The following is a 20,806-nucleotide window of genomic DNA, read 5'->3' as shown; positions in this document are numbered from 1 at the left end:
TGTGCCAGTGGTCCACTCCAAAGAGTGGACCACTGGCTGGGGCAGAAACTGCCGGAAATGGCGTAAATAGGGTGGAAAGCTGTGAGCTAGTGGACCACTTTGAAGAGTGGACCACTGGCTGGGTCGGAAACTGCGGAAAAGTGCGCAAAAAGGGCGGGAAGTCATGAGCTAGTGGCCTACTTTTGAGAGTGGACCACTGGCTCGGGTAGGGGGCTATTAAATAATCAGCCTTGCAGCTCGAAGCTTTTCCAGGCGGCGTATTGGCCGGCGATGGTGCCGGTCACGAAGGCGGCGGTAATGTTGTAGCCGCCGGTGTAGCCGTTAATATCCAGAAATTCGCCACAGAAGAAGAGGCCTTGGGTCAGCTTGGACTCCATAGTCCTAGGATTGACTTCCTTGGTGGAGACGCCGCCCCCGGTCACGAAGCCTTTTTCCAGAGGTTGAGAGCCGGTCGCGCTTAGTGGAAAGGCCGTCATCAGCTGCCAGAGCTGGGCAACCTGGGCGTGGGTCAGCTGCTTGAAGGCAATCTCTGGTGCCACCCCTAATTGCTGGCAGAGGACCAAGGCTAGGCGCTCAGGCACCCACTGTTTGAGCAAGGTAAGCAGCTGCTTATCGCGTCCGGCCTCAGCCTGGGCGCTCAGTTCAGCCTGCGTCAGGTTAGGCTGGAAGTTGACTGTTAGCAGGCAGGATTCCGCCTCCGGATGGGCAAAGAGCCACTGGTTGACGTGGCCGGAACAACGTAGGATGGCAGGGCCAGAAAAGCCGAAATGGGTGAAAATCATGTCCATTTGGTGGGTGACGATGGCCTTGGCGGGGGCATTAGCTTGTTTGGCAGGCGTATTTCCGGCTGTTTGGGCTGGGGAAGAGGCAGAAGGAGCTCCCGCCGCATCCCAAACTGTCACTGCCACGTCACGCAGGGAGACGCCTTGTAGGGATTTGTCTACAATGAAGCCATCCTGACTCAAGAGCGGGGCTTCGGTGGCATAAAGGCGCTCAATGGTGTGGCCGGCAGCCCGGGCCCAGGCGTAGCCATCGCCGGTGGCCCCGGTCTTAGGATAGGCGCGGCCACCGACTGCTAGCACCACTGCGGGCGCTAGCACCTCCCGGCCGCTAGCCAGTAGGACACCGCGCACCCGGCCGGCTTCCCGGTCCAGGAGCAGGCGCTCAACGGGCGCTTCGTACCAGATGGTGACATCTAGGGCCTCCAGCTCAGCCAGCAAGGTATCCAGAATGGTCCGGGCCGAATTGGTCACCGGAAACATGCGACCGTGGTCTTCTTCCTTGAGGGCGACGCCCCGGGACTGGAAGAAGTCGACAATATCGTCTTGATCGAATTGATTGAGAGCCGAGTAGAGGAATTTACCGTTGCCGGGAATGTGGGCAATTAGGTCCTGGCGGCTGGTTCGGTTAGTGACGTTACAGCGCCCGCCACCTGATAGCAGGAGCTTGCGGCCAGGTCGCTTATTCTTCTCCAGGAGGAGGACGCGGGCCCCTTGGCTGGCGGCATTAATGGCGGCCATAAGGCCACTGGAACCGGCGCCGACCACGAGGACGTCGAAGCTAGGATGTGTCATGTGAATTCTCCTTATAAAACGTGTTTCAAGTCCCCTTTACTTTACCGTAAGGACGGGCCTAAGTCCAACTTTTCGCTGTTATGCGTTTGTAATCTTTTTTGGGGGAGGAATTTGGCAAATACTATTGACTTTTGGGCCAAATCACGTTAATATGGATAACGGTATTGTTTGCCCCACTATGAGCCCCGGAAACTCAATAGTAATGTCAAACAACTAGATTTATATTGGAGGAAACTATCGTGCGTACAACATACATGGCTAAGAAAAACGAAGTTGAACGTAACTGGGTGCTTGTAGACGCAACAGATGTCCCATTGGGTCGTTTGTCTGCTGTAGTGGCATCAATTTTACGTGGTAAAAACAAACCGACTTACACCCCTCACGTTGACACGGGTGACTTTGTCGTAATCGTCAATGCTGATAAGGTAGCCTTGACCGGTAAGAAAGCAACCGACAAGATCTACTACCGTCACACTGGCCACCCAGGTGGTTTGAAACAAATCACTGCTGGTGAATTACGTGAAAAGAACCCAGTTCGTTTGGTAGAACAATCTATCAAAGGGATGTTACCAAGCAACCGCTTAGGTCGTCGTCAATTCACTAAATTACATGTCTACGCTGGTGCTGAGCACAACCATGCTGCTCAACAACCTCAAGCATTGGACATCCAATCATTAATTTAAGGAGGGAACCACATTGTCTAAAGCACAATACTTAGGTACAGGTCGTCGTAAAAACTCTGTTGCTCGTGTACGTTTAGTGCCCGGAACTGGTGTATTCACTGTCAATGGTCGTACATTGGAAGAATACATTCCATTCCCTCACTTACACGAAGTAATCAAACAACCATTCGCAGTGACTGAAACTCTCGGTCAATACGACGTATTGGTGAACGCTAACGGTGGTGGCTTCAACGGCCAATCCGGTGCAATCCGTCACGGTATCGCACGTGCGCTCTTAACTGTTGATCCTGACTTCCGTCCAGCCCTGAAAGCTGCAGGTCTCTTGACCCGTGACCCACGTATGGTTGAACGTAAGAAACCAGGTCTTAAGAAAGCTCGTAAAGCTTCTCAATTCTCAAAACGTTAATCAATACGATTATATCAACGTTTACAGACATTCAAGAGATATCTCTTGGATGTCTTTTTATTTCCAGGTACATATTCTTTCTAATAGTAAAATCAGTCTGATTTCTATAGTTTTATCCAAGCTGTAGACACTAGAGTGTTTTTATAACATTTTGAAAAATTATTTAATGATTGGGGGAAATTTGTATTTATCTAGTCTCTGTAAAAATCAGCAAAGTATAAGTAATAACGTTATATCGACTAGAAAATGGCAAACGTTTGCATTATTTGTGAATATTATCACTACTAAAACATCAATCTTCAGTAAAATTACTTGACTTTCATAAGTATTAGTTTTATAATTTGAGCATAGATAAGCGCTTACAAATCAAAACCGCCCGTGACAACGGGCGGTTTGCTCTGCGGCTGGAAGCCTCTGCTACCGGCCACGGCCTAAAGGCCTACTGAATCGGTTTCCCTCTTGCACCACTTTCCCTCGCTAGCTCTCAAAGAGCTCCACTTACTTTCTCCGATACTTTTCTCCTGTGAATGGATCTGTCGCTTCGAACAAACTCAGTTGTTCTGCTACCTGGTCCTCCCGAACTTGATTCCGAATGTATTCTTCTATCTTCTCCTTGTTTCGGCCTACTGTATCCACGAAGTAGCCCCGACACCAAAACTTGCGGTTCCCATAACGGTACTTTAAATTGGCGTATCGATCAAATATCATGAGACTACTTTTTCCTTTCAGATACCCCATAAAGCTTGAAACACTCAATTTGGGTGGGATACTGACCAACATATGAATGTGGTCTTTACAGGCATTTGCTTCATGGATAATGACGCCCTTGCGCTCGCATAATTCACGGATAATTCTGCCAATCGTTGCCTTGTACTTTCCATATATGATTTGGCGTCGATATTTGGGCGCGAACACGATATGGTACTTACAATTCCAACTTGTGTGTGCTAAACTATCATTGTCCTTTTTCATAAGGATACCTCCCTAGTTCTTTTTGTGTGGTCGGGAAACCTACACTAAGTTTACCACTTGGGAGGTCTTTTTGCTTACCTCGCTGTAAGCTATCCGGAACCACCAGCATTGCTGGTGGTTTTCTCCATACAAAAAAATCCCTTATAGCCAATAGACTATAAGGGACGAAATTTCGCGGTACCACCCTTGTTCCTTGGGACTTGCTCAAGACACTTGGACGCTGTTAACGGGGGCGACCCGAACCATTATTCATCAGCGAATCCCAATGGTCACTCCGGAAGTGAAAAGTTTGAAACGTTACTTGGAAGACTTGCAGTCAGGATCTTCCTCCCTGAAAAGTTTTGTTAAAAACCCTTTTCCATCATTGTGTTTTCTATATATGTTTTATCCTATCATAATGGCTTCAAAATGAAAAGAAAAACTAATCTTTTTCATCATAAGTACGTTCCCCAATAATATATCGAGGACGCTCTTTGGCTTCTAAATAAATCTTACCGATGTATTCACCGATAACACCAAGACTGATTAACTGTACTCCACCAAGTAAACTTACAATGGCGTACGTACTTGCCCAACCAGCAACAGAGTTATTCGAGAATTTAGCCCAAAGCACCCACAGGATAAGAGCAAAACTAAAGAACGACGTCAATACACCAATCGCAGTAATAATACGAATTGGCTTAATGGATAAACTTGTAATTCCATCTATTGCAAGACCTAACATTTTCCCTAGAGGATAATGACTCTCTCCCGCAATACGTTCATGACGTTTGTAAGTCACATAAGAATACTTAAATCCAACAAGAGGCATAATCCCACGAAGGAACAAGTTTACCTCTTTGAATTTCTTTAATTCTTGAATAAACCGTTTTGAAACAAGACGGTAATCTGCATGATTAAACACCACGTCAGCTCCAAAAAGATGCATCACTTTATAGAATCCTTCAGCCGTAATTCTCTTAAATGCTGAATCAGTATCACGATTATCACGAACTCCGTAAACAATCTCTGAACCATCTTTAAATTCTTCAACCATTTTGTCCATGCAGTTGATATCATCTTGTCCATCCGCATCAATGGTAATAACGATATCTGCAAATTTCGCAGCTTCTTCCATTCCTGCTAAAACACTACTTTGGTGCCCACGGTTTCTGCTTTGTGCAATACCAACAACATGACTATTTTCTTTTGCATATTGTTGAATTAGTGACCACGTTTGGTCTTTACTACCATCATTGACATACATCACTTTGCTATTTGGATCTACCTTCCCAGTATTGATTAAAGATTCAATTTTTCAATAAACATGGGATTCGTATAAGGCAAAACCTTTTCTTCGTTATAACAAGGAATAACGATATATAAAATTGGGTTATCTCTATTCATTTTTTTCTCCTAAAACTTGAATTCCAAAAGGGAAATTGGTTCCCTTGAATATTCTCACAATAATTTCACAGCCAATAACAGTTAAAAAAGTTGTGAAGGCTGTCGTAACATATCCATTAATGAAAATACCTGTATATTTTGAAGCTAGTTGTGCTACTAATTTTTCAACAAGCACAAGAACAATTGGTGAGTGTACTCCATAGTAAATTAATGTCTTTTTGCCAATGGATTTAAACCACTCCACTTCAGGAATGACTTTAAATAAAGTAATCGTAGCCCAAATTCCTGAAATTGCTGCTATATAAAACAAAAAATGGTTCCCAATTTGCTGGTAGAAAAGGTCTACTTTAAACCCACTCATTTTATCATTTAACAAACCTGTTGTAATACTGATAAATATAGCAATTGGTAAAAATTTAAGTGTTAAAAATCGTTCTATTACATCTATATTTTTTCTTGTTAAAAATCCTAGTAAAACAAAAATAGATGATACAGGAACCAAATCCCAGTTCCAAATTAAATACCAGTTTGCTTCATAAGCTTTCTGACCTATGAAAACTAAGAGCATTAAACAGACAACAACAGCTATTTGAATCTTCACTTCTTGCGCATATTTTAAAACAAAATAGCAGACTATTTCCGATAAAAATAATACATTTAGAAACCATAATTGGAAATAAATATGCAATCTATCTGAAAAAAGTAATTGTGTAGTAAAATGGATTACGTTAAAACTCAAGACTTGGTCGGGATATAAAATAAACAGTTGTACCAAAAATACAAATACATTCATTAAAACAAAAGGTACAACGATTCCTTTAAACTTATTCCAGAAGAAACTACGGAAATTTTTATATTTATCTATCGAAAATGTAAAGCCTGATAAAAAGAAAAATAAAGGAATGTGGAATAGATAAACGATTGTTCTACCCGTTTTCGGGGTAAAGGTTATATGTCCAATAATTACTAAAATAATGGCTAATCCTTTTGCCATATCGATATAACCAATTCTCTTTTGCATTTTATTCTCCTTATTCTTCTTTTAGTTTAAAAATACTCATTTCAGATGTTACTTTCTCAACCTCTTCGAAGTACACATTTTTATTATAATGTTCCTTCATAATTTTAATGACACTATTCATGTTACCAGAATCTTTTGCCCAAAAGAAAATAACATTATCGTTATCAATTGAAGAAGATAATAAATTTTCGGAATCATCAATTTTATAGCTATTTAGTAATTGCTGATAATGAGGAGAAAATGTCTGCCAATTTCCTAGTGTCGTTGTATTAGATACAACTTGATTCGTACGAATTCTGAACGTTGAAAGTGTCTGATAGTGGACGATGTCAATCAAGGCAGAGTTACTGCAATTGTAGATAAGCAAATTGAACTATCGGCAGGAAAACATTCTCTTTATATGAAAGACATTCTGGGATTTACAAGTCAGACATTACTTATAGATATCAAAGAAAATGACAATGTCTCTGTTACAGTTGAAAACGCCCCCTCTTTCATTGTGTTAGTTGTTTTACTCCTTATCTTATCTATTCTGTTTAAGACTATGCCGTTTACAGCTGGTCTTTCTCTGGTGAACTAGGGGCTTCCAATTCTATGGATTATTTTCTTACTTTATTTAGTAGTTTTTCGTCGCCATAATCTTTATGATACTTCGAAATAAGGCAAACTTGCAGAGCAGTATGCTCAGTTCTCTTAGTTTTGTTTAAAGAATAGAATGAACAAGTTGAGAATTTGGCAATCAGATATTTTAGGTTGGGAATAATATGTTGTAAGTTGGGAATAATATATTGTAAGTAAGGGATTTCAGTGATATAATGAGGACAGCCCATTTGAATAACTACCACATTTTTTCTTACAGTATAATACAACTGGTTTTTTGTTAACTTATTCCACCTATCACTATGAATATAAACTATATAAATTGGCCAAATTTGATGATAGAGTGATCAGCTAAAAATCTGGATTTAGTCATATAAATTAAGATTGTTATGAACCAAATTATTATTGATACCTTTGTGGAAGAATGTAAAGAAACGACTATCATGGAAGTGTTGTTTGCGATTGCTGTCGGAAACAGATCTCACAGTAGCATATTATACAATTCATTGGCATCATTAACAAGGAGGAGTTTAATTAGACGATGAAAACAATCGGTTTAATCGGGGGTATGAGTTGGGAAAGCACCACTTCTTACTACCAAATTATCAATGAAACTATCAAAAGGGAACTAGGCGGTCTGCATTCGGCTAAAATCCTGCTTTACAGTGTGGATTTTGCGGAGATTGAGCATTATCAGGCTGTTGGAGACTGGGACAAGAGTGCGCAGGTGCTGGCGGACATTGCCCAGCGCTTAGAGCAGGCGGGGGCTGACTTTATCGTCATCTGTACCAATACCATGCACAAGGTTGCACCGCAGATTCAGAAGAAAATTGCAATTCCAATTTTGCACATTGCGCAAGCAACTGCTCAAGCTCTGGTAGATGACGGTATTCGAAAGGTTGGACTCTTGGGGACTAAGTACACCATGACCCAGGACTTTTACAAGGAGAAATTACTAGAATCTGGGCTGGAAGTGCTGATTCCAGACCAAGCAGGCATTGCGGACGTCAATCGAATTATCTATGATGAACTCTGTCTGGGAGATATCAGAGAAAGTTCAAAACAGACATATCTTACCGTTATAGACGATTTAAAAAATGCTGGTGCAGAAGCCGTTATCCTAGGCTGCACAGAGATTGGTCTTCTAGTAAAGCAAGCTGATATAGCTCTTCCTCTTTATGACACAACAGTTATCCATGCAGAGAAAGCAGCGGAGCTGGGGATTGAGTGAAAGACTGGTTGTATTTAGCTTAAGTTCTTAAGGCTATAAGTCAATTATTGGGGGATTTGATTCACGATATTTTTATACAAGCTTTCTAAAAAGAGATAAAAAAGAGGATGTTAGATAATTTTCAGAAGTTTTAGTAGGAAAAATTCTTAATGATAGAAGTGACGGAAAATTGATATGGTGATATGGTATTGTAGAAACTAGGATTTTAGAAAATATTAGTTTCTTTGCAGAAAGGCTGAAAATGATAAAAGTGTAGTAATAAAGGCTTTTAGTATTTAATGAAATTTAGGTTCCCCTTATATTTTGCCAAGACTATCTCTACAACACAAAAAGCAACAGCAGTAAACCGTTGCTTCTTACTTTAATCGGGAAGGCTATTGTCCCAGACTTCTAGAAAATGAGCATGACTTTTCCATTATTCCCAGACTTTATAGCCTGTGCTAGAGCTTCCTGAACATTATTAAAAGAATATATCTTTGCAACTCTGGTTTCTATCTTTGTTTCCGAAACAAGATGGACAATTTCTTCCAAGTCTTCCTTGTTTACTCTAACGTAATTATGTTCAGCAAAAGAGGTATGTTTTAGTACTTGTGGATCAATCTGTTCATCGCTGACAGTCACGAGTCTTCCACCCTTGTGGATAACATCAATACGATTTAGTACACCTGCCGTATCAAAGACAGCATCAAATTCAGGAATAGGATCATCATTTGTATAAATTTCTGTGTCTAATAAATTTATGCTCATTTTTTTTTTTTATTTCTTACTAAGCCAGATGCTTTAACTCCCATTTTCAGAGCAAATTGAAGTGCGTAATAGCCGACACTGCACTGCCAGCTCCCTTGTGGATGAAAAGCCACCACACGCTCACCAGCGGAAAAATTTGAATTCATATCAGCTTCTATTATAATCCCAGCAATATCCCAATCTAGAATTGTTGGGAAAGAAGGGACTTTCTGAATCGTTTCCGGCGTCATATACTTTATGTCTACTGGATTAATTGAAGAGGCAACTACTTGAATCATCACTTCTCCTGCTCGTCTAACGGGACTGTTAAATGTTCGAACCTTAGCAACCTTCGGTCCGCCATAATTCACTATTTCAATACCTTTCATTTATGCTATCCTCCTTTAAATGATAAATTTTCATCAATCGCTCTTTTAAGCGGGATTCAATCTGTTGTAAAATCTGAATTTGATGGCTAACTTCTTTAAGCTTATCCTCATAAATCATAATAACATCTTTACACATAAGGTTCTTATACAGAAAAACAAAGGGATCACAACCCATGACCTGCTGCATTTCTGCTGTTGTTAAACCTAAATCAAAATATAATTTTAATGTCTTAATTCGCTCTAGCGTTAATTTATCATAATCACGGTAACCGTTCTTTAATCTTTTTGGATGGATTAATCCTTTTTCCTCATAATAGCGCAACGATCTCATACTGACATTCGTCAATTTAGAAACCTCTCCAATCCTCATTTCTTTTCCTCCTTGTACTATCATTATACAGCTTGGCATGATGTGAAGGTCAATAAAAAATTATTTTTTTATTAACTCACTAGAAAAGTAAAAAGGTATCTCATACAATAAAGGTAACCTCTAGCTCAGTATTCTATTTTTTGGAAGTGTTGCGAAATTTACCTTATTCAAATGAAATTATTTGAAATTATATAACGTAAAGTGAAAAGTACATAGCGATAAAAGTGCAATAATAAAGGCTTTTAGTATTTAAAGAGGTGTAGATTCCACCAACCAGGTCTTAAGAAAGCTCGTAAAGCTAGCCAATTCTCAAAACGTTAATCGATACGATTATATCAACGTTTTTGGAACGCCCTACACTCTGTGTGGGGTGTTTTTTGTGCTTAAAAATAGGAAATTCCTTACCGTTTTCCTTACCACTAAATTAGTGAATGATGGTAGTATTGGTAAGGAATTTCCCTTTTCCTTACTTATTTTCTACAAAATTTGCGAAGTCTGAGCCGATAGCGCCCATAGTTCATAAAAACAATCTAATTATTTGTATAAGCGTCTCAGCCTTAATGCCAGTGACAAAAAAGCCATCAAGTTTATAAACTTGATGGCTTTAACTTTTATATTCTACCCTACATCCTTCCGACCAAACCACCAATAAGCCACTGCTAGCGAGCAGGCTGACAAGACCAGCCCTACTCCGACATAGCCTAGGTTTAGGCTGCCATTAGGAATGATTTCGGCGCCGTCCACGTAAGCGAAGGGCGTGAGCCATTTGAGGGCGCCCAGTCCAGGGGCAATATTGGCGACTAGGTTGGCTAGGTAGAAGCCTAGCACCAAGCCGATGCCGGCGCCTAGACCGGTGCCGCGACGTTTGCCGGACAAGGCCGACAGGCTCAGGCAGAGGGCGATGAACTCGAGGTGTAAGATTAGATAGGCCAAGTGCAAGAGTAGAAGTTGGCCCATAGGCGCGGACTCACCCATCAGGGTCAGACTTAACAGAACAACTGCTAGGGTCACCGCGTTGAGTATCAGAAGCTGGCTGACGAGGGCCAAGGCTTTGCTGGTGATAACAGAAGCCCGACTCAGGGGATGGGTCAGCAGGAATTCGGCGGTGCCGGCTTGTTCTTCTTTGGCTAGGGAATTGCTGGCTACAATGGCGGCATAGAGGGCGCCGCCCAGGCCTAGGACGCTTTGACATTCAACGGTATAGAAGCCGATGAAGGTTCCCATGTTGAGCTTGCCCAGGCCGAAGGCGTCGGAGAAGGCGCCCATGGTGCTAATCAGGCCGTTGATACTAGCCATTTGGTCCTTAACTTGAGGGAAAAGCAGGGAAATCAGGGCCATAAAACCCGCGATGGCCGCCGTCCACAGGATTAGGCTACGCCAACTTTGGCGTAATTCGTGGTGGAATAGAATCATGACAAATCGCCTCCTTCTTGGTAGTAGTGGCGGAAGATTTCTTCCAGGCTTGGCTCACCCAGGCTGAAATCGCGAACTTGGCCACGCGCCAGGCAGGCTAGTAAGGCATTGAGGTCTCCTTGATAGAGGAAGCTGGCTTGGTCTTTGCCCTTGGCTTGCCAGTTGGAGACGCCGGCTAGGTCTGCCAGGCCAGGTACTTGGCCAGACAGGCTGACGCGTTTGGCTTGGTGTTTCATGAGGCTAGCGACATCTTCGGTGGCCACGATTTGCCCTTGGCGGATAATGGCCGCTCGGTCGCAATGGTTTTGGACTTCGGACAGGACATGGCTAGATAGGAATACGGTCCCGCCAGCTTGACGGCGTTCCTCTAGGAGGGCGAAGAATTCTTCTTGGATCAGGGGGTCTAAGCCACTGGTAGGCTCGTCCAGAATCAAGAGGTCAGGTTGGTGCTGGAGGGCTGCCACAATGCCTACCTTCTTACGGTTACCCAGAGATAGTTGGTCTGCAGCAATTCCCAGGTCCAGCTGCAGCCGGTCGCTGAGGCGGCGACATTCGGCCTGGCAGTCTAGACCTCTCAGATTAGCAGATAATTTGAGTAGGTCGCGGGCGGTCATGCCGGCATAGAATTGGGTTTCGGATGGCAGGTAGCCCACCCGACGTAGGATTTGGCCTTGTTGGCGGCCGACTTCTAAGCCCAGGACCTGGGCACTCCCGCTGGTAGGCTTAATCAGCCCCAGTAGGGTGCGGATAGTGGTGGATTTGCCGGCTCCGTTAGGCCCGATAAAGCCAAAGAGCTCGCCCTGCTGAACGGCCAAGTCCAGGCGCTCGATGCCTCGGTGCTTGCCGTAGGATTTGGTCAGTTGTTGCGTTTGAATAGCGTACATAGGATCACTCCTTTCTAAGATAGAGAGACTTCCAGAAGTCGATTAGTTGGTTGAATTCCGCCTCGATGGTTTCGGGATCAACGGACCCTCGCTGGACATGCTCCCAGAGATAACCCTGGGCGGCCCAGGTCATATCCTTATACATGAGCTGAAAGTCGATATCGGGCCGAAAGCAGCTCATATCTAGCTTGTCCATGAGCTGGACCTGTTTCGCCTTGACTTGTTTCATGCGTTGGGCCAATTCTGGCATAATCTCGGGATCCTGCTCGTAGTAGGTCTTAAGGCTAAAGGCCAGCCAATCGGGATTGAGACGGGCTAGTTGCACCTTAGTCTGGGTCACGCTCTTGAAGAGCTCGAAGAAATCCAGGGTCTCATAGCAGCCTCCTTCTTTTAGGACGTTTTCGGTCTGCTGGACTAAGAGGTCGAAGAGGAAAAAGTAAAGTTCCTTTTTATTATGGAAATAATGAAAAAGCAAGGGCTTGGAAATCCCCGCCGCATCCGCAATGGCGCTCATGGGCGCCTTTTTATAAGCGTGCTGGCCGAAGACGCGGAAGCCGGCTTGGATAATGGCCTCCTGCTTGGCTTGGGGCAGGGCATAAAACTTAGGATTCATTGCTTTCTTGGCTCCTTTCATTAAGAAGTTAACTTCATTATAGACCCGTTGACCGTTTTTGAGAAGGGGTCAGAAACTTGTGTACCCTATCTACTAGTTCTACTAGTAGATAGGGTGCAGGGTGGGCGAAATTACGTGGTGAGAGGATAACAAAATGAAGAAAGTCTTGATATATAGGAGGTTTAGCTGTTGAAAGCGATTTTCCCATTATATCATATATGATATAATGGGAAAAAGGAGGTGCGTGTCATGGACGCACATTACAAGATTCCAGAAGACATTCTGGCCCTGGTAGAAGGCCTGCCCTACCAGCAAGCAGTCAAGGCAGTGGCAGCCTTAGAAATCATTGAGCGGGAGGGGTTGACACCTGCTGTGATTGAAAAATGGGGCCGAGGCAAAGGTCAGGCTAAGACACTGGTTATTCCTTTGGGTGAGATCAAGACAAGAAAGGAGGGTGAAGAGCATGTCACTCGAGTCCTTAAAGAATCGCTTAGCTTCCCAATATCCTGATTTTACTTTAGATTTGGCGGAGGAAGCTGCCCGGCAGGAAGTAGCTTTGAAGTTAGTGAAGTTGCGACTAGAGCGAGGCTTAAGCCAAGCTCAAATGGCTGAAAAGCTAGGCCTGCGCCAAGCCAACCTATCAAGGCTAGAGAGTGGCCAAGCCAATCCGACAGTGGGGATCTTGGGGAGGATAGTCGAGTCATTAAATTATGAATGGAATGTGGTGTTGACTAAGAAGGGCTAAGCTTGTAAAGGAGTCGATTCTGTTGGAAGAAATTAAACTTGTTAGAACGAGGAAGTACGAAGACAAAATCAAGGAATACAATCTTCAGGATATTGAGAGACATGAGCAAGAAATTCTAGCTAGAGCGATAAGTTATAAAAAATATAAGGATGAGCTGAGTCGGAAAAATGTAATTATAAGACTTTGGCATAGAATACTGGAAGCTCTGCGCGTCGATCATCCTGAAAGGAATTTCATCAATAATCCATGGCATACGATTCAAGAGACTGAAAGTGATAAGTGGGAAATAGCATATTTTTACAATCATAAAAAAAAGAAGTTGAATTTCGATAATATTATTCATTTACAATCAGGCGTTACGAAAAGCGAATCGAAGCATAAGATTTTAAATGTTACTAATAAAGAGCTTGATTTTCTTGATAAAATTGTGTTTTTGATATCGTTTATGTATGCTTGTCTACTCCCTATTGCATCTACCTGGGAATTTATTCAAGAATTTAAAAGTGTAACAAGTCTATCTAGAGAGACTAGGGATGCTTATCCATTTGTAATGTTGCTAACTGTTGCACTATGCTCTTGCTTTTTCTATTTAGCTGTCAGGATTAATAGAAAAGAAAACATAACACTATGGAAAGTAGCAAAGGAAGCAAAATGGAATGAAAAGCTATCATTCTTTACTGAAAGCTCCACTAAACAGGCGAGCCAGATTATTTATGAGTTTTTGTATTTTGTTGTATTATGGTTGAGTGTCGGTCTTGTTTTTCATGTGGAAGTAACAAAATATGCACCATTCGAAGTACTAAAAAATGTGCAAATGGAATATTTTATGCTATTCATCAATATCTATTGTGGCATTTCGCTGATATTCATTGTTCTGCGCTTGTTTATAAGTCCATTTGGGTTTTTCATTTGTTCAGTCGTTGTAACTGCTTTTTTGTTGAATGTCAATCTGTGGACCGGCATTACCTTGTTCGCTACTTTGTGGACCGCGCTACTTACTAAAAAGTTTTGGATGTTGAACCCCTCCAGTGAAGTGCCAGAATACATTATTAACCCAACAAATAAAAGTTCGAGGATAATGGAAGCAAATTTATTGAAGATAAAGGTGTATACTTCTATAGGGGTGCTCGTCACTTATTATTTGATAGCTCTAGTTGATAAATACCGACCATATTATCATATGCTTTTATTTCTTGGGCGTTTGTCGGAGGAAGAGCTAAAGCCTGCCTATTATCAGATTTTCACATACTTGATAGATAGGCTAATGGTGTTTGGGCTTGTAATAATAATTATGTTATTTATAAAAGAATCATATACTGCTAATATGAAAGGGGCTATTCATGACATTATAGATTCGTCGATTTCTAGCCTATATAATTTAATCTATCGTAACGTTAAGGAAGTAGAGGTACCTAAAATTAAAGAAAAGGTTGGCCTAAGTATAGCCTACCTAGATATAATCAAGCCAACCCAGCTATTAGAAAATAGCGAGGCGCTTCCAAAGGATATACAAGTCCAAGTTGAAGGGACTAGTGATCCTAATAAACGTAAGGTCATCGTTATCATGCCGGATCTAACTGTTCACAGTGGCATTGTAGAATTTGAACCCTAATAGAATAGAACCCTAGATTTCTCGCACCCCAATTCTAGGGCTCCCACCCTTCTTTTCAGCTATACTCAACTTGTTAGGAGGTCATACACATGAATATGATGGAAGCTTTTAACCGGACGCTAGACTATCTGGAGTCTACCCTGGATGGGGAGCTAGATGAGTTGCGGGTGGCGCGACTGTCGGGTTATCCTTACGCCATGTTTAGCCGGCTCTTCTCCATGCTGACGGGGACGTCACTGTCAGAGTATTTGCGGGAACGTCGCTTGACAGAGGCAGCGCTGGCCCTGCGCCAGTCTGAGGCCCGAATTATCGACATTGCCATCCAATATGGCTATGAATCAGCCGACGCCTTCGGGGCAGCTTTCAAGAAATTTCATGGTGCAACTCCGACACAAATTAGACAGGGGGCGCCTTTGCGCCTAGTTGGGCGATTACAGTTGCGACTGACCCTGCAAGGAGGAGATAGTATGAAAATCAATATCCAGAAAAAGCCTGCCTTGACTGTGGCAGGGCTCAATGCCAACCAAATCCCTAGTAGCCAGTGCCCTCAGGTCTGGCAAGACCTCTTTGGCAAGTGGTCCCACGATGATCTAGCCAGTCTAGGAAGTGGCCAAAGCCTGGGAGTCTGCCACGACATCGACACGCCAGAGCGGCTCAACTATATGGCCGGCTATGAGGTAACTGACCGGGCTAAGGCTGAGGCTATGGGGCTCGATATCTTAGAAGTGGCAGCGGCTGAATATGCGGTGGTTGAGTTGAATGGGCCAGTGCCAGACTGCATCCACGCAGGTTGGCGCTACCTCATGGAAGTCTTCTTCCCTGAGCAAGGCTTCCAACATTCGGGTGCACCTGACTTCGAAGTCTATCGTGAAGGCAATATGGGGGCGCCAGACTATCGTATGGAACTCTGGGTGCCGATTGTCAAAGTCGATTAAGCCAGGACAGAGTTAAGTAGACGGGCGGCCTGCTGGCAGGCGCCCGTTTTTTTTTACGACTTATTTGTGAGTACCTGTGCATTTTGGACATGAGCCGGCAAGTGGACTATAATAGGAAGCATCATTAATTTAGAGAGGTGATTCCCTATGGATAGACTGAAGAATATGTTTCAATCCCTCAACCGTGACTGGTTAATCCGCCATTATTTATTTGGTTTTGCTTTTTACGCCTTCTTCGTCTTTACATCCGTCAGCCAAGTGGGGAGATTCGATGCTAAACTGCTGATTTTCCTGCCTTGTGCCTTGCTTTATCCCTTTGCCATGTTTGTCTATGAGAGTCTAGTCGACTTCATTGTAGGCGACAACGTCTTCTTCATCAGTGGCCTCCTAATGCTGGCCTGGAAGGTTTTCCGCTTTGTCATTATCTGGGTCTTGGCCGTGCCAATTGGCTTGATTGGTTTTATCTATCTTTATTTTGTTTACGGACGTCAATCCTAAACTAGAAAAAATTTAGTTAGAAGAGGGAAGCGAGTGCGTTCCCTCTTTCTTTTTTTAACAATCGTGGTATACTATTCATGTTGACATTTCAAGATAGAAGGGAGCATTATAATGTCTAACTTATTACGCAAAATCGGCGCCGGGATCGCGGCCTTAGGTTTAGCTTTCACAAGCTTATCTGCGACACCTGTCCACGCCCAAAATGAATTCGAAGGCAAGACCGTCAAAATAGGGGTTGTCGGTTCAACCATGAAGGATATCATGACCTATGTAGCTGAAAAAGCTGCCAAGGAAGGGATTACCTTAGAGGTCACTGAACTGAACGACTACAACACGCCTAACACGGCTTTATTGGATGGCGATATCGATATGAACGCCTTCCAACACCAAGTATTCTTGGATGACTGGAACAAGGCTCACAATGCTGAACTCCAAAACATTGGCTACACTTTCGCAGTGCCTTTACGCCTCTACTCTAGCAAGTACAAGTCCTTGGACGAACTACCAGTCAAGGCTAAGATTGCCATCTCATCTGATCCAGTTGGTTCAGCTTATGCTATCAAGGTTTTAGCGACTGACGCGAAACTCTTCACGCTCAAGGATCCAGACATGGAAAGTCCTACCAAGGATGACATTGCTGACAATCCTAAAGGCATTGAGTTAGTAGAATTAGACGCAGCGCAAATTCCGACTTCTATGCCAGACGTGGATGCCGGGATTATCCAAGATTCCTTCCTCAAGGCGACTGAATTTAAGCCAACCGATGCCATCTACATCTATGGTGACAAGGCCGATACCTTGAATCTCAAGCGTACCAACATTTTCGCGGTGCGTAAGGAAGACAAGGATAACAAGCTCTACCAACGCATCGTGCAACTCTTCCAAGAAGAAGACGTAGCGAAGAAGATTACCGAAATCTCTGAGGGTGGCTTAATTCCTGCTTGGGATTTAGTTAAGGAATACCGAGAGAAACATCCAGATGCAGAATTGCCAGGTCTTCAAGCTGCTTCCAGCGAGGAAAGTAGCGCACCTGAAGCAGCACCAGCAGATGCAGCTTCAGAAGGGGCTCCTGCCGCTAATCCAATGCCACAAACTGAACAAACCATGCCACAATAAGCATGACTGATTGAAGTCACTTCCTAACTAGGTAGTGGCTTTTTTAGATTAGCGACTAAGCCAACAAAAGTCCGCAACCAATCATTTGCTATGTATATTTGGGGCGACTTATGGTACACTATAAATTATAGAGATAGAATCAATAGAGACTGAAATTAGGGAGTTTTATATAATGAAGAAATTAGTTATCCGCGGAGGAAAGCCCCTCACAGGTGAAATTACCATTAACGGGGCTAAAAATTCCACAGTTGCCTTAATTCCAGCCGCAATTCTAGCGGATTCGGAAGTCGTCTTAGAGGGTGTACCTGATATTGCAGACGTCTATTCCTTAATCGAGATTTTAGAAGATTTCAATGTTAAGGCTAGCTTCAAGGATAATGTCTTAACCATTGATCCAACCGAAATTAAATCCATCCCAATGCCAAGTGGGAAAATTCAGAGCCTACGTGCCTCTTATTACTTTATGGGGGCGACTTTGTCGCGCTTTGGCGAAGGGGTCATTGGCTTGCCAGGGGGCTGCTTCTTAGGCCCTCGCCCAATCGACCAACACCTCAAGGCCTTTCGTTCCTTGGGGGCTAAGGTAGAGGACGACTTTGGTGTAGTGACTCTGACGACCGACCAAGAAGGCCTTGTTGGAGCGCGTATCTACATGGACGTGGTCAGTGTAGGAGCAACCATCAACTGTATCTTGGCAGCCGTGAAGGCCAAGGGTAAGACCATTATTGAGAACGCCGCTCGCGAACCGGAAATTATTGATGTCGTTAACCTCCTTAACAAGATGGGAGCTAAGATTCGCGGGGCCGGGACTAGCGTCATCCGGGTAGAGGGCGTGGAGCATCTGCATGGCTGTACCCACACCATCATTCCGGACCGAATTGAAGCAGGGACCTATATTACGGCTGCCGTGGCAGCAGGCCAAGGGGTCCGTGTCAATAACGTTATTTTCGAACACATCGAAGGTTTCATTGCTAAGATTGAAGAAATGGGCGCTCAATTGGAGATTGGTGAAGATTCCATCTACGTTCATCCAAGTCCAAACCTCCGCATGGTTAGCGTCAAGACCCAGCCTTATCCAGGTTTTGCCACTGACTTGCAACAACCGCTGACGCCGCTTTTGGCTATTGCGGCAGGTAACGGGACCATCATCGACACTATCTACCCAGCCCGTGTCAAACATATTCCAGAACTCAACCGTATGGGGGCCGATATCAAGGTCGAAGGGGCCATGATTCGGGTCAATGGGCCAGCTCAGCTGAGTGGGGCGCAAGTTAAGGCCAGTGACTTACGGGCAGGAGCCTGCCTAGTCATTGCCGGTTTGTTGGCGGATGGCGTAACCGAGATTACTGGCGTCGACCATATCTTACGTGGCTACTCTAATATCGTAGGCAAGCTGCGTGATTTAGGTGCTGATATTGAAATGATTGAAGTAAGCGAGATGCAAGAGGCCTAAGGGCCTTTTGCTGTTTAGTGGAGGCTGATAGCCATGAAAATACATAAAACCAATGCCATGCGGCTACTCGACCAACACAAGGTGACCTATCAAGTACGGGATTACAGTCAGACCGGCGCCTTATCGGGCTTGGAAGTAGCAGAGGCCTTGGGCCAGAAGCCTGACCAGGTCTTCAAAACCCTGGTGACGGTGGGGAAATCAGGTGGCCATTATGTCTTTGTCATTCCAGTTGTAGCCAGCTTGGATTTGAAGAAGGCCGCGCGTGCCGTAGGCGAGAAGCATATCGCCATGATTAAGGAACGTGACCTCCTGCCCCTAACGGGTTATGTTCACGGCGGTTGCTCGCCCTTAGGCATGAAGAAGACCTTCCCGACCCATGTTCATGTTAGCGCCTGGGATTATCCCTCAATCATGGTTTCGGCTGGCAAGATTGGTATGCAGTTAGAGCTAGATGTTCGGGATTTGGCTTCTGTCCTAGCTCTGAGCGCGGATGATTTAGTTGAATAAGTTATGGTAAGCAGCAGTCCTCAGGGGCTTGATGCTTTTGATTTTCAAAAAAAGCTTGCTTTAGCATAGACGCAAGGGGCATCTTGCGCTATAATAGAATTAAGAAAACGTATACATAGCAGGAGGGGTCAACATGTCAGACTTAAACAAGCAACAACACGTGGTGACCGTCATTCAAGCTAATGGGCAAAGCGAATTTGAAAGTATTCCTATTGAAACCATTGAAGGGGATAGTCAATTGTGGCAGATGCTCGGCTTGAGTGCGGCCCAACTTACTTATTTCCTAGAAGATGAAATTCTAGAAAATCCCTTCATTGAACTAGACTATCCTAAGACTAAGCCCCGGCAAGCATCGGTTACCCTACAAGAACACAGTGCCATTATTGGGGTGGATCCTCAGATGCCGGAAGCACCGCGTAATCTGCCTATGTTTCTCTTCGAACAGATTATGATGTACCGCCATACCATCATTCGGGATGCCATGGTGCGCCTGATTGATTTATTAAATCCTCAAGGCTATCTGCCATACAGCTACCAGGAAGTGGCCAAACAACTAGGCATCGAACCCATCATTGCCTTGGATGCTATTACCCTTTTCCAACAATTGGAACCTGCCGGGATTGGGGCCTATGACTTGCGCGAATGCTTGATGTTGCAGACCGAGCAAGATGCGCATGCCCCTAATGTGGCCTACTACCTCTTAGAAGAATATTTTGACCAACTCAAGGCAGAAGATTATCAAGCCATCGTGACGGCTACTGGCCTGCCGCTAGCAGATGTCCTGGCCTGCGTTAGCTACTATCAAACCTTGCGGACCAGTCCAGCCGACCTCTTCCAAGTGGAAGAAGAGGAAGGTCTCCTAGATGACGTGACCGTTCTTCAAGACCAGGAAGGCATGAAGGTACGCTATAATGCCCACTACTATCCAAAAATAATCTTCAATGAGCCCTACTATCAAGAGATGTTAGCGACCCAAGATCCTGAGGTCCTAGCCTTCTCCAAGCCACAGAAACTCATGTATGATCGACTGTCACGTAACTTGCGGGTGCGGGAGCAATTGATTCTGAAAGTCGCGCAAGCCATTGCAGCGGTTCAGTACGATTACTTCAGCCAAATCTCAGATTCTAAGGTGCCACTCTTGCTCAAGCAGGTGGCAGAGATTACGGGCTTGCCTGAACCAGTCGTCAACCTCTTGGTGTCTAACAAGAACATGGGCTTCGGCCAATATGTCCTGCCGATGACGGACTTTATCACAGTGGCGACACGGGAAGACCGAGATGGCTTCTCTGCTGAGAAGATTAAGCAAATTATTCATGAGATTCTACATGATGCGCCAGCTGACTTAAGCGATGAGGAGCTGGTGGAGCGCTTAGAAGAACGTAAGATTATGATTAGTCCTTTCATGGTGCGTAACTACCGCCAAGCACTGGGCCATTAATAAACAACCCGCTCTAGACTTGAGGCTAGAGCGGGTGTTTTATATTAAATTGAAAAGCAAGATTTTGGTGTGATTTGTGGTTAACCAGAAGTCGCCCTAAAATCGTGATAGGACAAGAAAGTGATAGTTACTCCTGCAATTGCCGTCAAAATAAGATAGGGACTCATTTTATTGTTGAAAATATCGTATTTTAGACAAAAAGAATCCCCCGACTTCCATCAAGGAGTCCGGGGGATT

20 protein-coding genes and 2 pseudogenes are annotated in these 20,806 nt (G+C 44.0%); 13 read left to right on the top strand and 9 right to left on the bottom strand.

Annotated elements, in window-relative coordinates; all coding sequences use genetic code 11:
* Positions 1–224: 224 nt before the first annotated feature.
* A complete protein-coding gene (locus ACO53F_RS01960; RefSeq protein ID WP_485137113.1) occupies positions 225–1,574 on the bottom strand; it encodes a BaiN/RdsA family NAD(P)/FAD-dependent oxidoreductase in 1,350 nt (449 codons plus the stop codon).
* A gap of 239 nt (positions 1,575–1,813) precedes the next feature.
* On the opposite strand from ACO53F_RS01960, the gene rplM reads away from it, so the two are divergent.
* Positions 1,814–2,257, top strand: a complete 444-nt coding sequence (gene rplM / locus ACO53F_RS01955; protein ID WP_083316312.1) for a 50S ribosomal protein L13 — start codon at positions 1,814–1,816, stop codon at positions 2,255–2,257.
* Positions 2,258–2,270: 13 nt separating this feature from the next.
* Positions 2,271–2,663 (top strand): 30S ribosomal protein S9, encoded by a 393-nt coding sequence (gene rpsI / locus ACO53F_RS01950; protein WP_035363993.1) that lies wholly within the window; start codon positions 2,271–2,273, stop codon positions 2,661–2,663.
* Between the two features lie 498 nt (positions 2,664–3,161).
* Here the strand turns inward: rpsI and tnpA are convergent, their stop codons facing one another.
* The 3 genes and pseudogenes from tnpA to ACO53F_RS01935 all read right to left on the bottom strand — a co-directional run bounded on the left by tnpA (position 3,162) and on the right by ACO53F_RS01935 (position 6,042).
* Positions 3,162–3,635 carry an IS200/IS605 family transposase gene (tnpA, locus tag ACO53F_RS01945; RefSeq protein WP_070755616.1) on the bottom strand — a complete coding sequence of 158 codons (474 nt, stop codon included), beginning with the start codon at positions 3,633–3,635 and terminating at the stop codon, positions 3,162–3,164.
* Between the two features lie 421 nt (positions 3,636–4,056).
* A pseudogene (locus ACO53F_RS01940) lies at positions 4,057–5,021 on the bottom strand (glycosyltransferase family 2 protein).
* Complete coding sequence (locus ACO53F_RS01935) at positions 5,014–6,042, bottom strand: acyltransferase family protein (protein WP_314211302.1); 1,029 nt, start codon at positions 6,040–6,042, stop codon at positions 5,014–5,016. The pseudogene ACO53F_RS01940 and the gene ACO53F_RS01935 overlap by 8 nt, the downstream one beginning before the upstream one ends.
* 319 nt (positions 6,043–6,361) lie before the next feature.
* Between ACO53F_RS01935 and ACO53F_RS01930 the strand changes: the two genes are divergently transcribed.
* Both ACO53F_RS01930 and ACO53F_RS01925 read left to right on the top strand, forming a co-directional pair.
* Entirely contained in the window at positions 6,362–6,622 is a 261-nt protein-coding gene (locus tag ACO53F_RS01930) for a hypothetical protein (protein ID WP_485137112.1), read from the top strand.
* Between the two features lie 561 nt (positions 6,623–7,183).
* Positions 7,184–7,873, top strand: a complete 690-nt coding sequence (locus ACO53F_RS01925) for an aspartate/glutamate racemase family protein (protein WP_485137111.1) — start codon at positions 7,184–7,186, stop codon at positions 7,871–7,873.
* A 390-nt stretch (positions 7,874–8,263) separates the two neighbouring features.
* Here the strand turns inward: ACO53F_RS01925 and ACO53F_RS01920 are convergent.
* The 5 genes and pseudogenes from ACO53F_RS01920 to ACO53F_RS01900 form a co-directional block, all read right to left on the bottom strand.
* Positions 8,264–8,988, bottom strand: a pseudogene (locus tag ACO53F_RS01920) (alcohol dehydrogenase catalytic domain-containing protein).
* On the bottom strand, positions 8,975–9,358 hold the full coding sequence (locus ACO53F_RS01915; protein WP_485137110.1) for a MerR family transcriptional regulator: 384 nt from the start codon (positions 9,356–9,358) through the stop codon (positions 8,975–8,977). The pseudogene ACO53F_RS01920 and the gene ACO53F_RS01915 overlap by 14 nt, the downstream one beginning before the upstream one ends.
* Positions 9,359–9,976: 618 nt before the next feature.
* A complete protein-coding gene (locus ACO53F_RS01910) occupies positions 9,977–10,771 on the bottom strand; it encodes an ABC transporter permease subunit (RefSeq protein ID WP_485137109.1) in 795 nt (264 codons plus the stop codon).
* Complete coding sequence (locus tag ACO53F_RS01905; RefSeq protein WP_485137108.1) at positions 10,768–11,655, bottom strand: ABC transporter ATP-binding protein; 888 nt, start codon at positions 11,653–11,655, stop codon at positions 10,768–10,770. Before ACO53F_RS01905 ends, ACO53F_RS01910 begins: the two co-directional genes overlap by 4 nt.
* Before the next feature lie 4 nt (positions 11,656–11,659).
* Positions 11,660–12,268 (bottom strand): TetR/AcrR family transcriptional regulator, encoded by a 609-nt coding sequence (locus tag ACO53F_RS01900; protein WP_314180350.1) that lies wholly within the window; start codon positions 12,266–12,268, stop codon positions 11,660–11,662.
* Positions 12,269–12,517: 249 nt separating this feature from the next.
* Between ACO53F_RS01900 and ACO53F_RS01895 the strand changes: the two genes are divergently transcribed.
* The 9 genes from ACO53F_RS01895 to ACO53F_RS01855 all read left to right on the top strand — a co-directional run bounded on the left by ACO53F_RS01895 (position 12,518) and on the right by ACO53F_RS01855 (position 20,569).
* The gene (locus ACO53F_RS01895) at positions 12,518–12,778 is read left to right on the top strand and encodes a hypothetical protein (RefSeq protein ID WP_485137107.1); all 261 of its coding nucleotides are present in this window, start codon (positions 12,518–12,520) and stop codon (positions 12,776–12,778) included.
* The gene (locus ACO53F_RS01890; RefSeq protein WP_456048636.1) at positions 12,732–13,013 is read left to right on the top strand and encodes a helix-turn-helix domain-containing protein; all 282 of its coding nucleotides are present in this window, start codon (positions 12,732–12,734) and stop codon (positions 13,011–13,013) included. Before ACO53F_RS01895 ends, ACO53F_RS01890 begins: the two co-directional genes overlap by 47 nt.
* Positions 13,014–13,035: 22 nt before the next feature.
* The gene (locus ACO53F_RS01885) at positions 13,036–14,625 is read left to right on the top strand and encodes a hypothetical protein (protein ID WP_485137106.1); all 1,590 of its coding nucleotides are present in this window, start codon (positions 13,036–13,038) and stop codon (positions 14,623–14,625) included.
* An 89-nt stretch (positions 14,626–14,714) separates the two neighbouring features.
* Complete coding sequence (locus ACO53F_RS01880; protein WP_485137105.1) at positions 14,715–15,560, top strand: AraC family transcriptional regulator; 846 nt, start codon at positions 14,715–14,717, stop codon at positions 15,558–15,560.
* Positions 15,561–15,707: 147 nt separating this feature from the next.
* Positions 15,708–16,058: a hypothetical protein gene (locus tag ACO53F_RS01875; RefSeq protein ID WP_485137104.1), complete on the top strand. Its 351-nt coding sequence runs from the start codon at positions 15,708–15,710 to the stop codon at positions 16,056–16,058.
* A 111-nt stretch (positions 16,059–16,169) separates the two neighbouring features.
* Positions 16,170–17,174: a MetQ/NlpA family ABC transporter substrate-binding protein gene (locus ACO53F_RS01870; RefSeq protein ID WP_485137103.1), complete on the top strand. Its 1,005-nt coding sequence runs from the start codon at positions 16,170–16,172 to the stop codon at positions 17,172–17,174.
* Positions 17,175–17,346: 172 nt separating this feature from the next.
* Positions 17,347–18,624, top strand: coding sequence for a UDP-N-acetylglucosamine 1-carboxyvinyltransferase (locus ACO53F_RS01865; RefSeq protein WP_485137102.1), 1,278 nt, complete (start codon positions 17,347–17,349; stop codon positions 18,622–18,624).
* A gap of 33 nt (positions 18,625–18,657) precedes the next feature.
* Positions 18,658–19,131 (top strand): Cys-tRNA(Pro) deacylase, encoded by a 474-nt coding sequence (gene ybaK / locus ACO53F_RS01860; RefSeq protein WP_485137101.1) that lies wholly within the window; start codon positions 18,658–18,660, stop codon positions 19,129–19,131.
* A gap of 133 nt (positions 19,132–19,264) precedes the next feature.
* Positions 19,265–20,569, top strand: a complete 1,305-nt coding sequence (locus tag ACO53F_RS01855) for an RNA polymerase factor sigma-54 (RefSeq protein WP_485137100.1) — start codon at positions 19,265–19,267, stop codon at positions 20,567–20,569.
* Positions 20,570–20,806 lie beyond the last annotated feature (237 nt).

The organism is Abiotrophia sp. (assembly GCF_057275535.1).
Note: the sequence above shows the minus strand (reverse complement) of the source record. Positions and strands in the feature narration are given on the sequence as shown.

Coding starts and splice junctions, on each gene's coding strand:
- ACO53F_RS01925 (WP_485137111.1), top strand. CDS start 7,184: ATGAAAACAATCGGTTTAATCGGGGGTATGAGTTGGGAAAGCACCACT.
- ACO53F_RS01915 (WP_485137110.1), bottom strand. CDS start 9,358: ATGAGGATTGGAGAGGTTTCTAAATTGACGAATGTCAGTATGAGATCG.
- ACO53F_RS01960 (WP_485137113.1), bottom strand. CDS start 1,574: ATGACACATCCTAGCTTCGACGTCCTCGTGGTCGGCGCCGGTTCCAGT.
- ACO53F_RS01895 (WP_485137107.1), top strand. CDS start 12,518: ATGGACGCACATTACAAGATTCCAGAAGACATTCTGGCCCTGGTAGAA.
- ACO53F_RS01910 (WP_485137109.1), bottom strand. CDS start 10,771: ATGATTCTATTCCACCACGAATTACGCCAAAGTTGGCGTAGCCTAATC.
- ACO53F_RS01855 (WP_485137100.1), top strand. CDS start 19,265: ATGTCAGACTTAAACAAGCAACAACACGTGGTGACCGTCATTCAAGCT.
- tnpA (WP_070755616.1), bottom strand. CDS start 3,635: ATGAAAAAGGACAATGATAGTTTAGCACACACAAGTTGGAATTGTAAG.
- ACO53F_RS01900 (WP_314180350.1), bottom strand. CDS start 12,268: ATGAATCCTAAGTTTTATGCCCTGCCCCAAGCCAAGCAGGAGGCCATT.
- ACO53F_RS01880 (WP_485137105.1), top strand. CDS start 14,715: ATGAATATGATGGAAGCTTTTAACCGGACGCTAGACTATCTGGAGTCT.
- ACO53F_RS01905 (WP_485137108.1), bottom strand. CDS start 11,655: ATGTACGCTATTCAAACGCAACAACTGACCAAATCCTACGGCAAGCAC.
- ACO53F_RS01870 (WP_485137103.1), top strand. CDS start 16,170: ATGTCTAACTTATTACGCAAAATCGGCGCCGGGATCGCGGCCTTAGGT.
- ybaK (WP_485137101.1), top strand. CDS start 18,658: ATGAAAATACATAAAACCAATGCCATGCGGCTACTCGACCAACACAAG.
- ACO53F_RS01890 (WP_456048636.1), top strand. CDS start 12,732: ATGTCACTCGAGTCCTTAAAGAATCGCTTAGCTTCCCAATATCCTGAT.
- ACO53F_RS01935 (WP_314211302.1), bottom strand. CDS start 6,042: ATGCAAAAGAGAATTGGTTATATCGATATGGCAAAAGGATTAGCCATT.
- ACO53F_RS01875 (WP_485137104.1), top strand. CDS start 15,708: ATGGATAGACTGAAGAATATGTTTCAATCCCTCAACCGTGACTGGTTA.
- ACO53F_RS01865 (WP_485137102.1), top strand. CDS start 17,347: ATGAAGAAATTAGTTATCCGCGGAGGAAAGCCCCTCACAGGTGAAATT.